Consider the following 15,189-nt stretch of genomic DNA (forward strand, 5'->3'; position numbering starts at 1 on the left):
TTAGCGTTTTTCAATGCCGACGAAATCACGTTCCGGGGCACCAAGATAAAGCTGGCGGGGACGGCTGATGCGCTGACCCGGTTCTTCAATCATTTCCTTCCACTGGCTGACCCAGCCGGTGGTGCGGGCCACGGCAAACAGCACGGTGAACATGCTGGTTGGGATACCCATGGCTTTCAGGATGATGCCTGAATAGAAGTCGACATTCGGATACAGCTTACGCTGAACGAAATATTCATCATTGATGGCGATTTTTTCGAGCTCGATTGCCAAATCCAGCAGTGGATCATCCTTAATGCCTAGTTCGGTCAGAACTTCGTGGCAGGTCTGCTGCATAATCTTGGCGCGTGGGTCGAAATTCTTATAAACACGATGGCCGAAGCCCATCAGTTTCACGCCGCTTGTTTTGTCTTTTACCTTGGCAATGAAGTCAGGAATATTTTCTTTTTTGCCAATGGATGCCAGCATTTTCAGCACGGCTTCGTTCGCACCGCCATGAGCAGGCCCCCACAGGGCGGCAATACCAGCAGCAATGCAAGCAAACGGATTTGCACCCGTAGACCCGGCCAGACGGACGGTTGAAGTCGATGCGTTCTGTTCGTGATCGGCGTGCAGAATAAGGATACGATTCATGGCGCGGGCCAGAACCGGGTTCACCTTGTATGGCTCTGAAACGCGCGCAAACATCATGGACAGGAAGTTTTCGGCGTAGTTCAGGTCATTCCGCGGGTAGATGAACGCTTCGCCCTGCGTATATTTATACGCCCATGCCGCAATGGTCGGGATTTTTGCAATCAATCGCATGGCTGCGAGGTCGCGGTTGGCCCCTACGGCAATGTCGCTGGCGTCTGGATAGAAGGCGGACAACGCGCCGACTGTGCCACACAGAATGGCCATTGGGTGCGCATCACGACGGAAGCCATTGAAGAAGTTGCGAATCTGCTCATGCAGCAGAGTGTGGTTGGTCAGGGTGTGGGAGAATTTGTCAAATTCAGCCTTGTTGGGCAGTTCGCCATTCAGAAGCAGATAAATGACTTCTTCATAGGACGCATGTTCTGCCAGTTGGGCGATAGGATAGCCCCGATGCAGAAGGACGCCTTTGTCACCATCAATAAAGGTGATCTTGCTGTTGCACGATGCGGTTTCACCGTAGCCGGGGTCAAACGTGAAGACGTCCAGTTCAGCCGGGAGTTTACGGATATCGACAACGTCCGGACCCAGAGTGCCGGAAAGAACAGGGAATTCGGCAGTTTTGCCCCCGAGCGAGATGGTGGCAGTAGCCTGCTTACCTTCGTTCTGCGACGCGCTCATGATGTTTCCTTCTGCATTATAAGACCGCAGCCCTGTTGCGGTCTGCTCTGTCACTGTTGTCTCCGATCCCGTCTGAAACAGGAAGAAGCGCGCTGATAAACCGCTCGTTATCTGGGGCGCGATTGGGCAGAAAACCGCGGTTTTTTTGCTTAGGGTCGCGAGAATGTGTCCAAAGTCAGGCTTTGATGGTCACAGCCTTGCCAGCTTGAAGCATCATTTTCGGCGTCAGAACCCCACATATGAAAGACTGCAAGAGACCCAGTTGCGAATCCCTGATCAAGCACGGCGGCCTGATTATCCATAAGGCTGGCGAGGGCGGATATTCCGGGGTTGTGACCAACCAATAGTACAGTGCGAGCCTGTACAGGGGCCAATCTGATCTGCGCTAGCAAGGCCTCAACTGTAGCTTCGTAAATCGCGTCACAGAAGCGCGTGGGAAATAAGGAGGGTGTGTGGAGAAAGGGCTGCAAGCCCTCAAGAGTCTCCCGCGTGCGGCGTGCCGGGCTGCACAGCACAAGATCAGGTGAGAGTGCGTGCGTCCTTAGCCAGTCACCACAGCGAATTGCGGCAGTGCGTCCTGCTGCTGTCAGCGGGCGGGCGAGGTCAGCGTGCTCGCTAAAATCACCTGCGGGGGCAGAGGCTGCTTCCGCGTGCCGAAGCAGCAGCAGACGGCGCGTCATGTTGCAGAAGTATCAGTCGATTTTTTGGCAATCGCTTCGTGATGCCGAATGACTTCATGAATAATGAAGTTCAGGAACTTTTCAGCAAAATCCGGATCAAGATGCGCGTCTTCAGCCAGAGTGCGCAGTCGGGTAATCTGCCGCGCTTCTCGGGCCGGGTCTGCCGGGGGCATGCCGTAACGGGCCTTCAGCGCCCCCACGGCCTTTGTGCACCGGAAGCGTTCAGCCAGCATGGCCACAAGGGCTGCATCAATATTGTCAATGCTGCGGCGAAGATCCTGAAGGGCATCGGTCGGGGAAGGCTGGTCAGTCACGGTGGTTCTGTTTCTCTGGTTAGGGGCAGTGGGATTTAGAGTAGTTTGTAGCCTGTTACGGGCGCGTTGTTACTCTTCCATAAAATCGGGCGGCAGGTCCAGCCACGCCAGATGGCCGCCTTTCCCGGCACCGGTATCGGTAAAAATGGCTTGTCCGCCCGTACGGCCTGGAATGGTCAGCGGGCAGCCGTTGGTTGAGCGCTGATCATGCCCGCAATAGACGGTGTATCCCGTTGGAATATGGTTGACCCAGTTAAGGCACCGTTCCGGGTATCCGTCTTTCTGCATGCGGTTTGTGGTTTCCCCGAACAGCGCGCGGGAGAGCAGGAACGTGACCCGACCAAGAGCCGGAGGCGGAGGCTCCATCAGCATACGTATATCAAAAGCCCCATGCACAAACACCTTGCGGCCGAGCACCACCCATGCCGGTGCTGCTTCAAGGTATGGAAGGATTGTTTGCAGAACGTCAGTATTTTCAGGCTGGAACAGTTGGGTCAGTGTGGCTTCTAACGGAGGGTCAGGGCGTAATTTACGCCCCAACAACGCACGGCCCAGTTTGCGGTCATGGTTACCGATAAGAAACAAACCCCGCCCGCGTTGCATGACATCCATCATCAGGCGTAAGACGCCCGCGCTGTCGGGCCCGTAATCGACCAGATCCCCTAGTTGGATAATGAAGCGGTCTGTTGCGATGGCATGACGAAAGGCCTGCAGATCCCCATGCACATCCCCCACAACACGGAGTCCTTTCCGCATTGCGTTTTTCACGTTTTCGTCAAGGAAGAAGCCTTCGAGCATCCGCGTTTGTCCACCATTCCTTCCTTCCATGTAGGCTTCACTGGTCCAGACAGGAAAGGGCAAGGGACTATTTTTTTGCATCAGGGGTTTGTGCACAACCATGTGACAGGCCAGAGCGCAGTTTTTCTGCCTAGGTATAGCCCATCACCCAGCGCCGGAATGGCGTTGGTGGGAAAAAGGCAGGATGAGAGAGGGCTGTAGCCGGATGACAGGGTGCAGTGTATTTCCCCCGAATATTTGTTCTGCCTTTTTTCAGAACGCTATGAACAAAGAACAGGAAAGCCTCTCATGACAGAGCGCATTCGGAATGCCTCCCTGCGTAGCAAGGTTTGCCCGGCACAAGACGCCGCTGAATTGATTCGCCCCGGCGCCGTGGTTGGTGCCAGTGGTTTTACCGGGGCCGGCTACCCCAAAGCCGTGCCAGAAGCTCTGGCAGCCCTGATGGAAGCATCCCACGCCAAAGGCGAAGATTATCGCATCAGCCTGATTACGGGTGCGTCAACCGGGCCGCAGCTTGATGGTGTTCTGGCAAAGGCCAACGGTGTTTATTTCCGGTCTCCGTTCAATACGGATGCCGGGATGCGGAATCGCATCAATGAAAATGAAACCGACTATTTCGATAACCATCTCGGGCAGGTTGCTGGCCGTGCGGTACAGGGCAACTACGGCAAGTTCGACATCGCGCTGATTGAAGCCACCGCTATTACTGAAGATGGTGGCATCGTGCCGACATCATCAGTCGGTAACTCCCAGACGTTCCTCGATATTGCTGAAAAAGTGATTATCGAAGTCAATGAATGGCAGCATCCGGGGCTGGAAGGCATTCATGACATCTGGGATGGCAACATCAGTGGCCCGCCGCCGCGTGACATCATTCCGCTGACGAAGGCAGATGGTCGTATTGGTGGTCATTCACTGAAAGTGGACCCAAGCAAGATTGCTGCCATCGTCCGCACCAATGATCGTGACCGTAATGCGCCCTTCGCGGCACCGGATGATACGGCAAAAGCGATTGCCAGCCATCTGCTTGAATTCTTTGAACATGAAGTGAAGCAAGGCCGTCTGCCGCCGTCATTGCTGCCGTTGCAGTCTGGTGTGGGCAACGTGGCCAACGCGGTGCTGGAAGGTCTGAACGAAGGCCCATTCGAAAATCTGGTGGGCTATAGTGAAGTCATTCAGGACGGCATGCTGGCCATGCTGGATTCCGGCCGTATGCGCGTTGCTTCGGCCACGTCGTTCTCGCTGAGCCCTGATGCAGCAGAAGAAATCAATAATCGTATGGATTTCTTCCGTAACAAGATCATTCTGCGCCAGCAGGATGTCAGCAACAGCCCTGGTGTGATTCGTCGCCTTGGCTGTATTGCCATGAACGGCATGATTGAAGCTGACATTTATGGCAACGTGAACTCTACCCGCGTGATGGGTTCCAAGATGATGAACGGCATTGGCGGGTCTGGCGACTTTGCGCGCAGTTCCTACCTGTCGGTCTTCCTGTCACCGTCAACAGCAAAAGGCGGAAAAATTTCCGCTATTGTGCCAATGGCCGCCCATGTTGATCACATCATGCAGGATACGCAGATTTTTGTGACTGAGCAGGGACTGGCTGACCTTCGTGGTCTGTCACCAGTGAAGCGTGCGCAGGAAATTATCTCCAAATGTGCACACCCGGACTACAAACCACTGCTTCAGGATTATCTGGATCGTGGTCTTAAAGAGTCTTTCGGTAAGCACACGCCACATCTGCTGAACGAAGCTCTGGCATGGCACCAGCGTTTTGTTGAAACTGGCAGCATGCTGCCAAACTGATTACCTCGGCTGACTAACAAGAATGGAGGTTAAGGCTTCAAGCCTTCCTCCATTTTTTATTTCTGGAAATCGATAGGAATGTTTTGAGGCAGCACGCGTGCCGCCCAGAAAGCTATACGCTGGGCTTGCCTGCGGACTTTCGCCTTTGCATAGCAAGAGGGGAAATTAGTTCCCCTGTGTCAGCGCCTGTGTGAACTGCGCTGGCTGTTCTGTCACCACGATATCAACCGGGCGTTCAGCCAAAAACTCTGCGGTTGAAAAATGGGCTGACCTTGGATTTTCCGTAATGATGGCTTCTGCATCCCGGTGCACCAGTGCGAATAGATCAGGCGCTGCGGTGGGGGAGAGATAAGCTGCGTACGGATGATGTCCGGCCATACGGTGCGCGGCATACGCATCGCGCGTGGAATTGATGGGGATGGCGACCATCATGGCAGAATCAGCCTGCAAAGCAGCTTCAACCCCGTCATGATCCTGAGCCACCAGCACCACACGGTCCCGCATTCTTGCTTTGCGCACCAGCTGGGCAACGTCTGTCGGGTTGGTGTCATTCAGATCAAGCATCAGCAGGGTATGTGCGCGGCGGGATGAGGCCAGCACTTCGCTTAACTGATTGGAACCGGGCACAACAATAACGCGGCCATCGGCCTGTGTGGCCAGTTCAAGCCGCAGCATGGCGGGCGAGGATGAGCCGCTAAGCAGCCCGGTTGATGCGGGTGTCATGCTCAGGCCGGTTCCGGGCGCACAGACCACCAATCCGTGGTGGATGCGGGCCATAATGCCATAAGCTTTTGACTGGTGTAACGCGAGCCCAAAGCCAGTCAACGCACAGACGCCAATAGCCAAGGCAGCTTTGCCGAGGCAGCGTTTGAGCGGATTGGCGTGTGGTTTCTGGGCATCCATTGTAAGTTCAGGATGCGACATCTGATGTTTCCCTGTCCTGCTGGCCTGCCATGGCCGCTGCACGCGCAAGATCAACCGACAGAACACGGCTTACACCGCGTTCCTGCATGGTCACGCCAAAAAGGTGGTCCATATGGGCCATTGTCAATTGATGATGCGTCACAACCAGAAAGCGAGTCCCTGCTTCTGTTACCATGTCGCCAAGAAGAGCACTGAAGCGTCCAACATTGGCATCGTCAAGAGGTGCGTCAACTTCGTCGAGCACACAAACGGGTGCCGGGTTACAGCGAAAGACTGCAAAAATCAACGAAAGAGCGGTTAAAGCTTGTTCACCCCCCGAAAGCAGCGAGAGTGTTGCCAGTTTCTTACCTGGGGGCTGCGCGTAGATTTCCAAGCCTGCTTCAAGCGGATCATCACTGCCGACCAGCCCGAGATGCGCCCGGCCACCGCCGAACATGCGTGAAAAGAGCGATTGAAAATGATGATCGACCTGTGTGAAAACGGCCATTAACCGCTCTCTGCCTTCTTTGTTCAACGCACCAATGGAGCCACGCAGGCGCGCTATGGCGGCTTCAAGGTCTGCAATTTCTGCAGCCAAGGTATTTGCGTGAGTTGAGGCTTCTTCAGCCTCGATTTCCGCACGCAGGTTGACTGGCCCCATATCATCGCGCTCACGCGTCAGGCGGGCAATCTTGCGACGGAGCGATGTTTCGGCGGCTTCTGTCAGGTCGCCCATAGGGGGGCGCGGTGGGGCGGGTGTTTCGGTCAGAAGCTGATCAAGAATAGCCTGTGCCTGTTCGCTCTTGGCTTCCGCTTTTAGCAGGTTTTCACGGGCAGTCGCTAGCTCGCCCTCTGTTTTGCGGCGCTGTTCGTTCGCGGCGGCAAGAGCGGCTTCAGCGTCTGCCCGCGCTTTGTCTGCTGCTGCGTAATTTTCTTCGGCTTCCGTCAGGGCGCGCAGTGTATCTTTTTTCTGGCGTTCTGCTTCGGCTGGGAGTTCCGAGACTGTTTCATGATCAGTCCGGGCTGTTTCAAGCCGGATTTTGGCGTGTTCCAGTTCCGTGCGGGCCGCCGTGGCGCGTGCTGTCCATTCTTCCAGACTGGAGAGGAGTGTTGCCTGCCGACTGGCCAGTGTTGATTTTTCGGCCAGCAGGGCGGCGCGCTGTTCGCGCACCTGCTCCAGCTGCGTGGCGAGTTCGGCTTTCTGCTCCTGATGCAATGCAACATCAGCCTCGCCATCTTCCGGGATGGAAGCTGTGGCGGCATCAAGGGCTGCTATGGCCTGCGCAAGGAGGGTATCTCGTTCCGCTTTTTCAGCCGTGAGTTCCTGAAGACGCGGTGAGAGGGCTTCGAGCCGCGAGCGGAGTTCAAGCGCCTGCTGCTGAAGCTGCTGATGCGTAACACGGGCCTGCTGCGCTGCTTTTTCGGCTGTTGCGGCGTCCTGTTCTGCTTGGCGGAAAGCAGCTTCAGACTCGGTCTGATGACTCTGGGCCGCTTGCAGGGCCGCTTCAAACTGCTTGTTGGCTTGTGCGGCAGTGACGCGGCTTTCGAGTTCGGAAACGGTGTTTTCTTCCGTCGCCACGTCATGGCGCAGCCGGTCACGTTCAGGCAGCAGAGTTTCTAGCCGGGCACTGGCGGATGCTTGCTGATTTTCAGCCCGTGTCAGTGCCTCGTTAGCGGCACGAAGTGTCTGTTCTGCCAGTTTAAGGGCCGAGCGAGCTTTCTGTTCTGCATCCTGCGCCGCGGCGTCCTGTTTGCGGGCGTCATCAAGAGCCGTACGCAGGCTTTCAGCCGAAGGCAGGGCATCGCTTGCGGTCTTGGCGGCGGCAAGAGCGGTTTCTGCATCGGCGCGGGCACCGGCGGCACGCTCCTGCTGGGGGCGGAGACCATCAAGCCGTGCGCGCGATGCAGCATGTCGGCGCTCAACATCGGCTTCCTGCGTGCGGGCCTGTTGGAGCGTTTGTTCAAGACGAGCTCGCTGGTTGCGGTGTTCTGCGGCCTGACGTTCTAGAACCTGCACGGCGTCAACAGCAGTGCGTACGGCCTGTTCTGCTGCCGGGGCATCCTGTTCCAGCACAGTAATGCGCTGCTCGGTTTCTTTCAGGATGCGCCGTTGGCCAAGACGGCGCGTGGCGGCATCGGGCTCGCCCGCACGTGTGTAAAATCCGTCCCAGCGCCACAGATCGCCTTTTAGAGAAACAAGGCTCTGGCCCGGTTGCAGGGTCGATTGAAGCGGCGTGCCCTCTACGCCGTCAGGCAGCAGACCGATAAAACCAAGCAGACGATCAAGAACAGCCGGGGCTTTAATATGATCTTTAAGGGGTGAGGCAGAACTGGGAAGGTGGGGTAGCGAACCAGAGGCATGAGTGAGCAGATGCCAGCCGCGTGGCTGTCCATCAGCCGCCGGAGCATCCAACCCCTCTGCCAAGGCGGCTGCCAGAGCGGCTTCATAGCCTTCGGGCACCTCAATTTGGGCAGAAACAGGCTCAGCACTGGCGGCTTCATCTTGCCCCAGAGCCTGCGCCAACCCTTCAGCCTGCGCTTTCAGGCGTGTCAGTTCTGTTCGCAGAGCATCATGTTTGCCCAGAGCATCAGCCTGTGTGGCTTTCAGGTCCGTCAGACGCGACTCTGCATCACTCAGAGATGCTGTAACGGTTTGTAGATCGGCTTCAAGCGTTGCGCGTTTCTGCTGCGCTTCCTGCAAAATTGAATCGGACAAAGCGTCTTTCATGGCCTGTTCCAGGCCACGGGTCAGCGTTGCTTCTTCCTGCTGTGCTCTTTGCAAGGCTGTTTCGGCCGCCCGCTTTGCCTCGGCAACGTTTTTGCGCTGGGCTTCATCAGCCTGAAAATTACGGCTGGCCTCGGTCAGGGCTGTACTGGATGTCCGTCTTTGGGCTTCGCTTTCTTCCAGTATGCGCGCTGCGACCTGATGGCTTGTGCTGGCCTCGGCTGCTTTAGTGCGGAGCGTCTGAAGAGCGTCGTCCTGAAGCAAGGAGGCATTGGTTTCAGCGTGCCGCTTTTCAAGCTGCGCCAGATCATTGCGCAACGTCGCCAGCCGAGAACGGGCTCTTTCTAATGCCTTGGTTGCTTCAGCCTGTGTCTGACGCGCATTTTCTGCATCATTTTTGGCAATAGATAACGCAACACTCGCTTGGGACCGTGTGCGCTCAGCGTCTTCAAGCGTTATACGGGCAGCCGCTTGTGCCTTGGTCGCGACGTCTACAGCATTTTCTGCCGCAGCCTGCGCCTCATCCGATGGCATACGGCTTTGCAGGCCGTCCAGTTCAGTCTGGAGGGCTGTCACGGCCTCTGTTGTGCGGGCGTGGAGCGCTTTGGCTGTCTCCAGCTCTTCCGTGGCACGGTCTCGACGGGCGCGTGCTGTGGTCAGAGCTTCCGTCAGACGACTCAGCGTCTGATCTGCTTCAGCCAGATCTGCCGTCAGCTTGGTCTGTTGGGCTTCAGCCTCGGCCATGCGAGATGGCAGAGACGTTGTGGCGGCTTCCGCCTCCGCTTGCTCGGTTTTAAGGCGTTCTAGCGTTGCTTCGGCATCATCCGCACGGGTCTGGGCCGCTGTGAAGTCGGCTTCGTGTTGGCTCAGCCGTTCAGTCGCTGCCTGTGCCTGTGCTGTGGCGCGTTGTTCCTCACGCGCCATCCCTTCAGCCGTGACGCGGCAACGTTCCAGAATGGTGCGGGCGGTATCAGCTTTTTCCCGAATGGCGGGCAGGGCCTGATTGGCTTCAAATTCGCCAATAACAGCGGTTTCAGCCGCCTCCTCATGCTCTGTCAGGGTTGTGCGGGCACGGGCGGCCAGATCAATCGCGCGTTCAACCGCCAGTCGTGCCCGTGCGTGCAACACGGCCAGCAATTCCGTTTCTGACTCGCGCAAGGCGGCCGAGATTTCGCGGTAGCGTCCTGCTTCCTTTGACTGTTCGGCCAGACCATCCAACCGCGTGGCCAGTTGCTGGCGTAGGTCTTCTGCACGGGTCAGGTTGTTTTCGGTGGCACGCAGTTTCAGTTCTGCTTCATGCCGACGGGCGTGAAGCCCTGTGATGCCGGCTGCTTCTTCCAGAATGCTGCGGCGTTCTTCGGGCCGTGCGCCCACCAGCATGGCCACGCGGCCCTGACTGACCATGGCGGAAGAGCGTGCGCCAGAAGCAAGGTCAGCAAACAGGGTCTGCACGTCACGGGCGCGGACCGTTTTGCCGTTGATGCGGTAATCACTGCCTGAGCCACGTTCTGCACGGCGGCTGATCTGAAGTTCGTCCAGATCAGCAAAGGCAGCAGGGCCGAGACCTTTGGTGCCTTCCAGCGTAACCGTGACTTCTGCGAGGGAACGTGCGGCGCGCCCTGTGGTGCCAGCAAAAATCAGATCATCAAGCTCACCACCACGCAGGGAGCGGGCGGAAGATTCGCCCATCACCCAGCGCAGGGCTTCAACAACGTTGGATTTTCCGCAGCCGTTTGGCCCCACAATACCGGTAAGACCGGGCAGGATTTCCACGGTTACAGGATCAGCAAAGCTTTTGAAGCCAGCAATCCGCAAACGGACGAAACGAACTGTCATTTAAACCTGAAACAGGGGGCAGCTATAGGGCGTTGCCGCTGTTAGCTGGCTTCCGTCACATGTTTTGCAAAGGTTTCGTAGTCCATGTCGTTTGAAACCTGGACCTTGTTATTAAACCGGAAGGTCGGTGTGGAATCGAAGTGGTATTTATCCTGTGCGTCTGTCTGTTGCGTCAGGATGAATTGCATCAACTGCTGGTCGGCTACCGTTTTATCAAACGTATCACCCGGCATACCTGCAAAGGCAGCCATTTTCTTCAGGGATTCGAGTGGCGGTGCGCTCTGGTTGTAAGCCCAACGGTCAAGGCTGGACAGCAGGGAGACCGCAAAAGCTTCATACCGTTCGGGCGGCAGGGTGCGTGCCACCATGGCGGCAACCGTTGCAAGCTGATCGGTCGGGAAATCATGGAAGACGTAGCGGATTTTGCCCGTATCAATCAGGTTTTTCTTGACCAGCGGAAAGGTATTTTCTGCGAAATGGGCGCAGTGGATGCAGGTCAGGGAGAACCATTCTTCAACCACAATCTTGGCATTCGGGTTGCCAAGTTCACGCGGGGTCATGCGCGGATCCGTGCCTGTGCTCTGGGCGTGTGCCAAACCACCAGCCGCACTGCTGATAAGTGCTGTGCCTGCGGTGACAAGAAGTGAGCGGCGAGAAAAGGCCATGGAAATCCGGGCTCCGTGACTGGTTGGGACTAATCCAAGAAAAATAGGCATGACGGCAGAACCATGCTGCCGTCAACCCGTTCTTTATTCTTGCGCTGTGTTCTGACTGCTGCTTGCAGGCGTTTCCGGTGCGTTTGGTAGCTTTCGCAACCTTACGCGGCGGATGTGCCGTGCATCCGCATCCAGCACACGGAAGACGTAGCCGTTTTCATGGGTCAGAACTTCCCCGCGGGTGGGGACGTGGCCTGCCATACGGAAAACAAGGCCGCCAATCGTCTCGATTTCAGCTTCTTTTTCAGAGGGGGTTAGAATCGGGCCGATCTTGCGTTCAAATTCTTCAACAGGGCAGCGGGCATCCACATCAAACGACCCATCGGGGCGTTCAGCAATCAGCGTTGCTGCGGGTTCATCATGTTCGTCGGAAATATCGCCGACAATGGTTTCAATCAGATCCTCAATGGTAACCAGCCCATCGATGCCGCCATATTCGTCAATGACCAGCGCCATATGGGTTTGCCGCTGACGCATTTGCAGCATCAGGTCAAGCACCGGAATTTGAGGCGCAACCATCAGCGGCTGGCGCAGCAGCGCTTCCAGATTGAAGGCTTCACTGGTGCCGACATAGGCAATCAGATCCTTGACGTGGATCATGCCGACAATGTCATCCAGTTGCTCACGATAGACCGGCATGCGGGAGTGGTTTTCACGCCGCATCATTGCCAGGGCGTCATCCAGACTAATTGCCACGGACATGGCCACAATATCTGGACGCGGCACCATGACGTCATCTGCTGAAATATTGCGCAGACGCAGGATGTTAGCGATTAGCGCGCGTTCCTGCCGATCAAGCTCCGGCTTTTCTCCGTCGGCTGTTTCTTCAGATTCATCAGCAGCCTGTTGCACAAGGGCGGCAATGGAACTACGCAGGCCGGGCGTGTTCTTCTTCCGGTTGAAGAAGGAAAACAGGCCGCTGCGGGGCTGTTGAGGGTCCTGCGTGGAATCGTATTCGCTCATGATCGCGGTTTCCATGGGTTGGGAACGCCCAGCCGGGATAACAAGCGGGCTTCCAGCATTTCCATTTCACGCGCTTCACCAGCGTGATGGTGGTCATAACCTGCCAGATGCAGGCTGCCATGAACAATAAGATGCGCCAGATGGTGGCTGACAGGGCGGCCAGCCTTTTGTGCTTCCCGCACAACGGTTTCAAGCGCCAGAATGATATCACCCCCCGGCAGACCCGGTGGGGGATCAAATGTCAGCACATTGGTGGGGCGGTGTTTGCCGCGGTGCACCCCGTTCAGCCGTTTGACAACGCGATCTGTGGAAAGAACCACGCTACCGGGCTGCCTGCCGTAATCCGTGCAGGCGGCCAACGCGCGCCAGACCAGTTTTTCGGGTGCTGTGACATGGCTGCGCCAGCGCCAGTCCTCAACAAGGACTTCGGGTGCTTCGTCAAAGGCGGAGGATGGGAAAGACTCTGCAAAAACAGAGCTTTCCTGGTAAGCCACGTTCTGTTCCTGAACGTGGCTACTACTACTGGGCGGTTCCATTGTTCTCCTGACGGCCCTTGCTGCGGGAGGTCTCCCTTTTAGCCGTCGCTTTCGCATCATACGCTTCAACTATGCGGGCGACCAGTCTGTGGCGCACAACATCTGTTGCATCAAAGCGCGAGATGGTGACACCGCGCACATGTGCAAGCGTTTCGATGGCGTCCCTCAACCCTGATGTGGTGCCCGATGGCAGGTCAATCTGGGTCAGGTCACCCGTGACAACCATGCGTGACCCCGGGCCCAGACGGGTCAGAAACATTTTCATCTGCGCAATAGTGGTGTTCTGGGCTTCATCCAGAATGACAAAGGCGTGGGACAGGGTGCGGCCACGCATGAAGGCCAAGGGGGCAACTTCAATATCGCCCGCCGCCATGCGGCGCATCACCTGATCACCCGGCAGCATGTCATGCAGGGCATCATACAGGGGACGCAGATACGGGTCGATCTTGTCTTTCATATCCCCCGGCAGGAAGCCCAGACGTTCACCTGCTTCTACCGCCGGGCGGGAGAGGATAATCCGGTCAACTGAGCCCGCCTGAAGCATGGCGACAGCCTGTGCGACGGCAAGATAGGTTTTGCCTGTGCCGGCTGGGCCAATGCCAAAAACCAGTTCCTTGCTGGCCAGCGCCTGCATGTAGGTTGCCTGCCCAGCCGAACGCGGTTCAATAACGCCATGGCGCATTTTTAGGGCGGGAAGGCCTTCTGTGGGAATGAAGGCAGGGGCAACAGGATCGGAAGCAGACGGCCGCATATCGGTTTGCCTTATGGTTGCCTGTAGTCGGGTCATGCGGATGGCCGCATCGACAGCGCTGATATCAACCACGCCACCGTTGGCCAGTTTCTGGTAAAGAGTGCTCAGCGCCGTACGGGCCAGCGCCGTTTCTGTGGCTGCACCTTTTATGGAAATACGATTGCCGCGTCGCGCGACCTGAACCTCCAGCCCTTCTTCCAGATGCCGCAAATGACGATCATGGTCTCCTACCAGTTTGGCCAGCAATGTGTTGTTTTCAAACAACAATGTGACGGGTTTTTCCGTGTCGAGCGGCACGGAGGGAAAGGATGGAGCGGGAAGGGGCTGTCGTGTTGTGGTCAAGCGTACACGGTCTCCTCTACCAAAATGCCTCCCAACGAATTGGTCAGGCGTTCAGTGATTCTGACAGGCAGTTCCTGCCCGATCAGATGACGGGGGCCGGAAACATGCACGGGCTGCAACCACGGGGAACGCCCCGTGATCTGACCCGGTTTACGGCCCTCACCAGTGAACAGAACCGGAATGGTCTGCCCAACCAGCGTATCATTGAAGGCATCCTGCTGTTCACGCAGCAGGGCCTGAAGCGCTTGCAGGCGTGCATCCTTCACATCCTCGGGCACCTGGAACGGGGCACCTGCCGCCGGGGTGCCGGGGCGCTGCGAGTATTTGAAAGAATAGGCCAGCGCAAAGCGCACATCGCGCACCAGTTGCATTGTGGCTTCAAAATCCTCATCCGTTTCACCCGGATGGCCGACAATGAAGTCGGAGGACAAAGCAAGGTCTGGCCGGACCTCACGCAGGCGGCGCACAATGTCACGGTAGTCATCTGCGGTATGGCCACGGTTCATGGCTTGCAGAATACGGTCAGAGCCTGCCTGAACCGGCAGATGCAGGAATGGCATCAGGGCAGGCAGATCACGGTGCGCAGTAATCAGGCTGTCATCCATGTCTCGTGGGTGCGAGGTCATGTATCGGATACGCAGGATACCCGGTATGTCAGCCAGTGTGGCCGCCAGACGGGCCAGCGTCCACACCTGCCCATCAGGGCCTTCACCGTGATAGGCGTTCACGTTCTGACCCAGCAGGCAGATTTCCCGCACACCGCTATCAGCCATACGCTGGGCTTCCGCCAGAACGGACGCGACGGAACGGCTGCTTTCAGCACCACGGGTATAAGGCACCACGCAGAAGGAGCAGAATTTGTCGCACCCTTCCTGAATGGTCAGAAAAGCGGTGTAGTTGCCCGGCGTCTGGGGGGCGGCGGTATCGGGCAGAAAATCAAATTTCTGCTCTGCCGGGAATTCCGTATCAATCACAGCACCGCCTGCACGGGCCGCACGGGCCACCATTTCAGGCAGACGGTGATAGGTCTGCGGGCCAAGCACAATATCAACATAGGGGGCGCGGGTCAGGATTTCCTGCCCTTCGGCCTGCGCCACACAGCCTGCGACGGCAATAATGGTCTGCTCGCCGTTTTCTTTCCGCGCTTCCTTGATTTTGCGCAGACGGCCGAGTTCGGAGAACACTTTCTCTGCCGCTTTGTCGCGAATGTGGCAGGTGTTCAGAATAATCATATCCGCGCTGTCAGGAAGATCGACCGGCTGGTAGCCCAGCGGGCGCAGCACGTCGCTCATTCTGGCGCTGTCATACACGTTCATCTGGCAGCCCCATGTGATGACATGCAGGCCTCGGCGAGAGGAAGACGGGGCGTTTGATACAGTCATGATGGCAGGGGCTCCGGCATGCCGCAGGCCCATTCCGTGCGGCAGGAGGAGGAAATCAGGCGGACAGAGCCTGAGGTCAAGCCTCTTTTCTCACATCATGTGTATTCATGGCGTGGTCCTGTATCC

Annotated in this window: 12 protein-coding genes; 1 reads left to right on the forward strand and 11 read right to left on the reverse strand. The window is 57.1% G+C overall.

Going from position 1 to position 15,189, the window contains the following annotated elements:
• The 4 genes from gltA to Abin_RS10340 all read right to left on the reverse strand — a co-directional run bounded on the left by gltA (position 1) and on the right by Abin_RS10340 (position 3,103).
• On the reverse strand, positions 1-1,311 hold the full coding sequence (gltA, locus tag Abin_RS10325; RefSeq protein WP_048847034.1) for a citrate synthase: 1,311 nt from the start codon (positions 1,309-1,311) through the stop codon (positions 1-3).
• Positions 1,312-1,460: 149 nt separating this feature from the next.
• A complete protein-coding gene (locus tag Abin_RS10330; protein WP_048846628.1) occupies positions 1,461-1,991 on the reverse strand; it encodes a SixA phosphatase family protein in 531 nt (176 codons plus the stop codon).
• Positions 1,988-2,305 (reverse strand): chorismate mutase, encoded by a 318-nt coding sequence (locus Abin_RS10335; protein ID WP_048846629.1) that lies wholly within the window; start codon positions 2,303-2,305, stop codon positions 1,988-1,990. Before Abin_RS10335 ends, Abin_RS10330 begins: the two co-directional genes overlap by 4 nt.
• Before the next feature lie 69 nt (positions 2,306-2,374).
• Complete coding sequence (locus Abin_RS10340) at positions 2,375-3,103, reverse strand: metallophosphoesterase (RefSeq protein WP_048847036.1); 729 nt, start codon at positions 3,101-3,103, stop codon at positions 2,375-2,377.
• A 288-nt stretch (positions 3,104-3,391) separates the two neighbouring features.
• Between Abin_RS10340 and Abin_RS10345 the strand changes: the two genes are divergently transcribed.
• Positions 3,392-4,909: a succinate CoA transferase gene (locus tag Abin_RS10345; protein WP_048846631.1), complete on the forward strand. Its 1,518-nt coding sequence runs from the start codon at positions 3,392-3,394 to the stop codon at positions 4,907-4,909.
• A 165-nt stretch (positions 4,910-5,074) separates the two neighbouring features.
• Here Abin_RS10345 and Abin_RS10350 read toward each other — a convergent pair whose 3' ends face one another.
• The 7 genes from Abin_RS10350 to miaB all read right to left on the reverse strand — a co-directional run bounded on the left by Abin_RS10350 (position 5,075) and on the right by miaB (position 15,096).
• Entirely contained in the window at positions 5,075-5,833 is a 759-nt protein-coding gene (locus Abin_RS10350) for a hypothetical protein (protein ID WP_048846634.1), read from the reverse strand.
• On the reverse strand, positions 5,820-10,373 hold the full coding sequence (locus Abin_RS10355) for an AAA family ATPase (RefSeq protein WP_048846636.1): 4,554 nt from the start codon (positions 10,371-10,373) through the stop codon (positions 5,820-5,822). The genes Abin_RS10350 and Abin_RS10355 overlap by 14 nt, the downstream gene beginning before the upstream one ends.
• Positions 10,374-10,414: 41 nt before the next feature.
• Complete coding sequence (locus Abin_RS10360; protein WP_048847038.1) at positions 10,415-11,038, reverse strand: thioredoxin domain-containing protein; 624 nt, start codon at positions 11,036-11,038, stop codon at positions 10,415-10,417.
• A gap of 84 nt (positions 11,039-11,122) precedes the next feature.
• Entirely contained in the window at positions 11,123-12,052 is a 930-nt protein-coding gene (locus Abin_RS10365; protein ID WP_048847040.1) for a hemolysin family protein, read from the reverse strand.
• Positions 12,049-12,588, reverse strand: a complete 540-nt coding sequence (ybeY, locus tag Abin_RS10370) for an rRNA maturation RNase YbeY (RefSeq protein ID WP_048846638.1) — start codon at positions 12,586-12,588, stop codon at positions 12,049-12,051. The genes Abin_RS10365 and ybeY overlap by 4 nt, the downstream gene beginning before the upstream one ends.
• Positions 12,572-13,681, reverse strand: a complete 1,110-nt coding sequence (locus Abin_RS10375) for a PhoH family protein (protein ID WP_084593592.1) — start codon at positions 13,679-13,681, stop codon at positions 12,572-12,574. Before Abin_RS10375 ends, ybeY begins: the two co-directional genes overlap by 17 nt.
• Positions 13,678-15,096 carry a tRNA (N6-isopentenyl adenosine(37)-C2)-methylthiotransferase MiaB gene (gene miaB, locus Abin_RS10380; RefSeq protein ID WP_048846640.1) on the reverse strand — a complete coding sequence of 473 codons (1,419 nt, stop codon included), beginning with the start codon at positions 15,094-15,096 and terminating at the stop codon, positions 13,678-13,680. The genes Abin_RS10375 and miaB overlap by 4 nt, the downstream gene beginning before the upstream one ends.
• Between the last annotated feature and the right edge of the window lie 93 nt (positions 15,097-15,189).

Origin of the sequence: Acetobacter indonesiensis, assembly GCF_000963945.1 — a bacterium.
Taxonomy (GTDB): domain Bacteria; phylum Pseudomonadota; class Alphaproteobacteria; order Acetobacterales; family Acetobacteraceae; genus Acetobacter; species Acetobacter indonesiensis.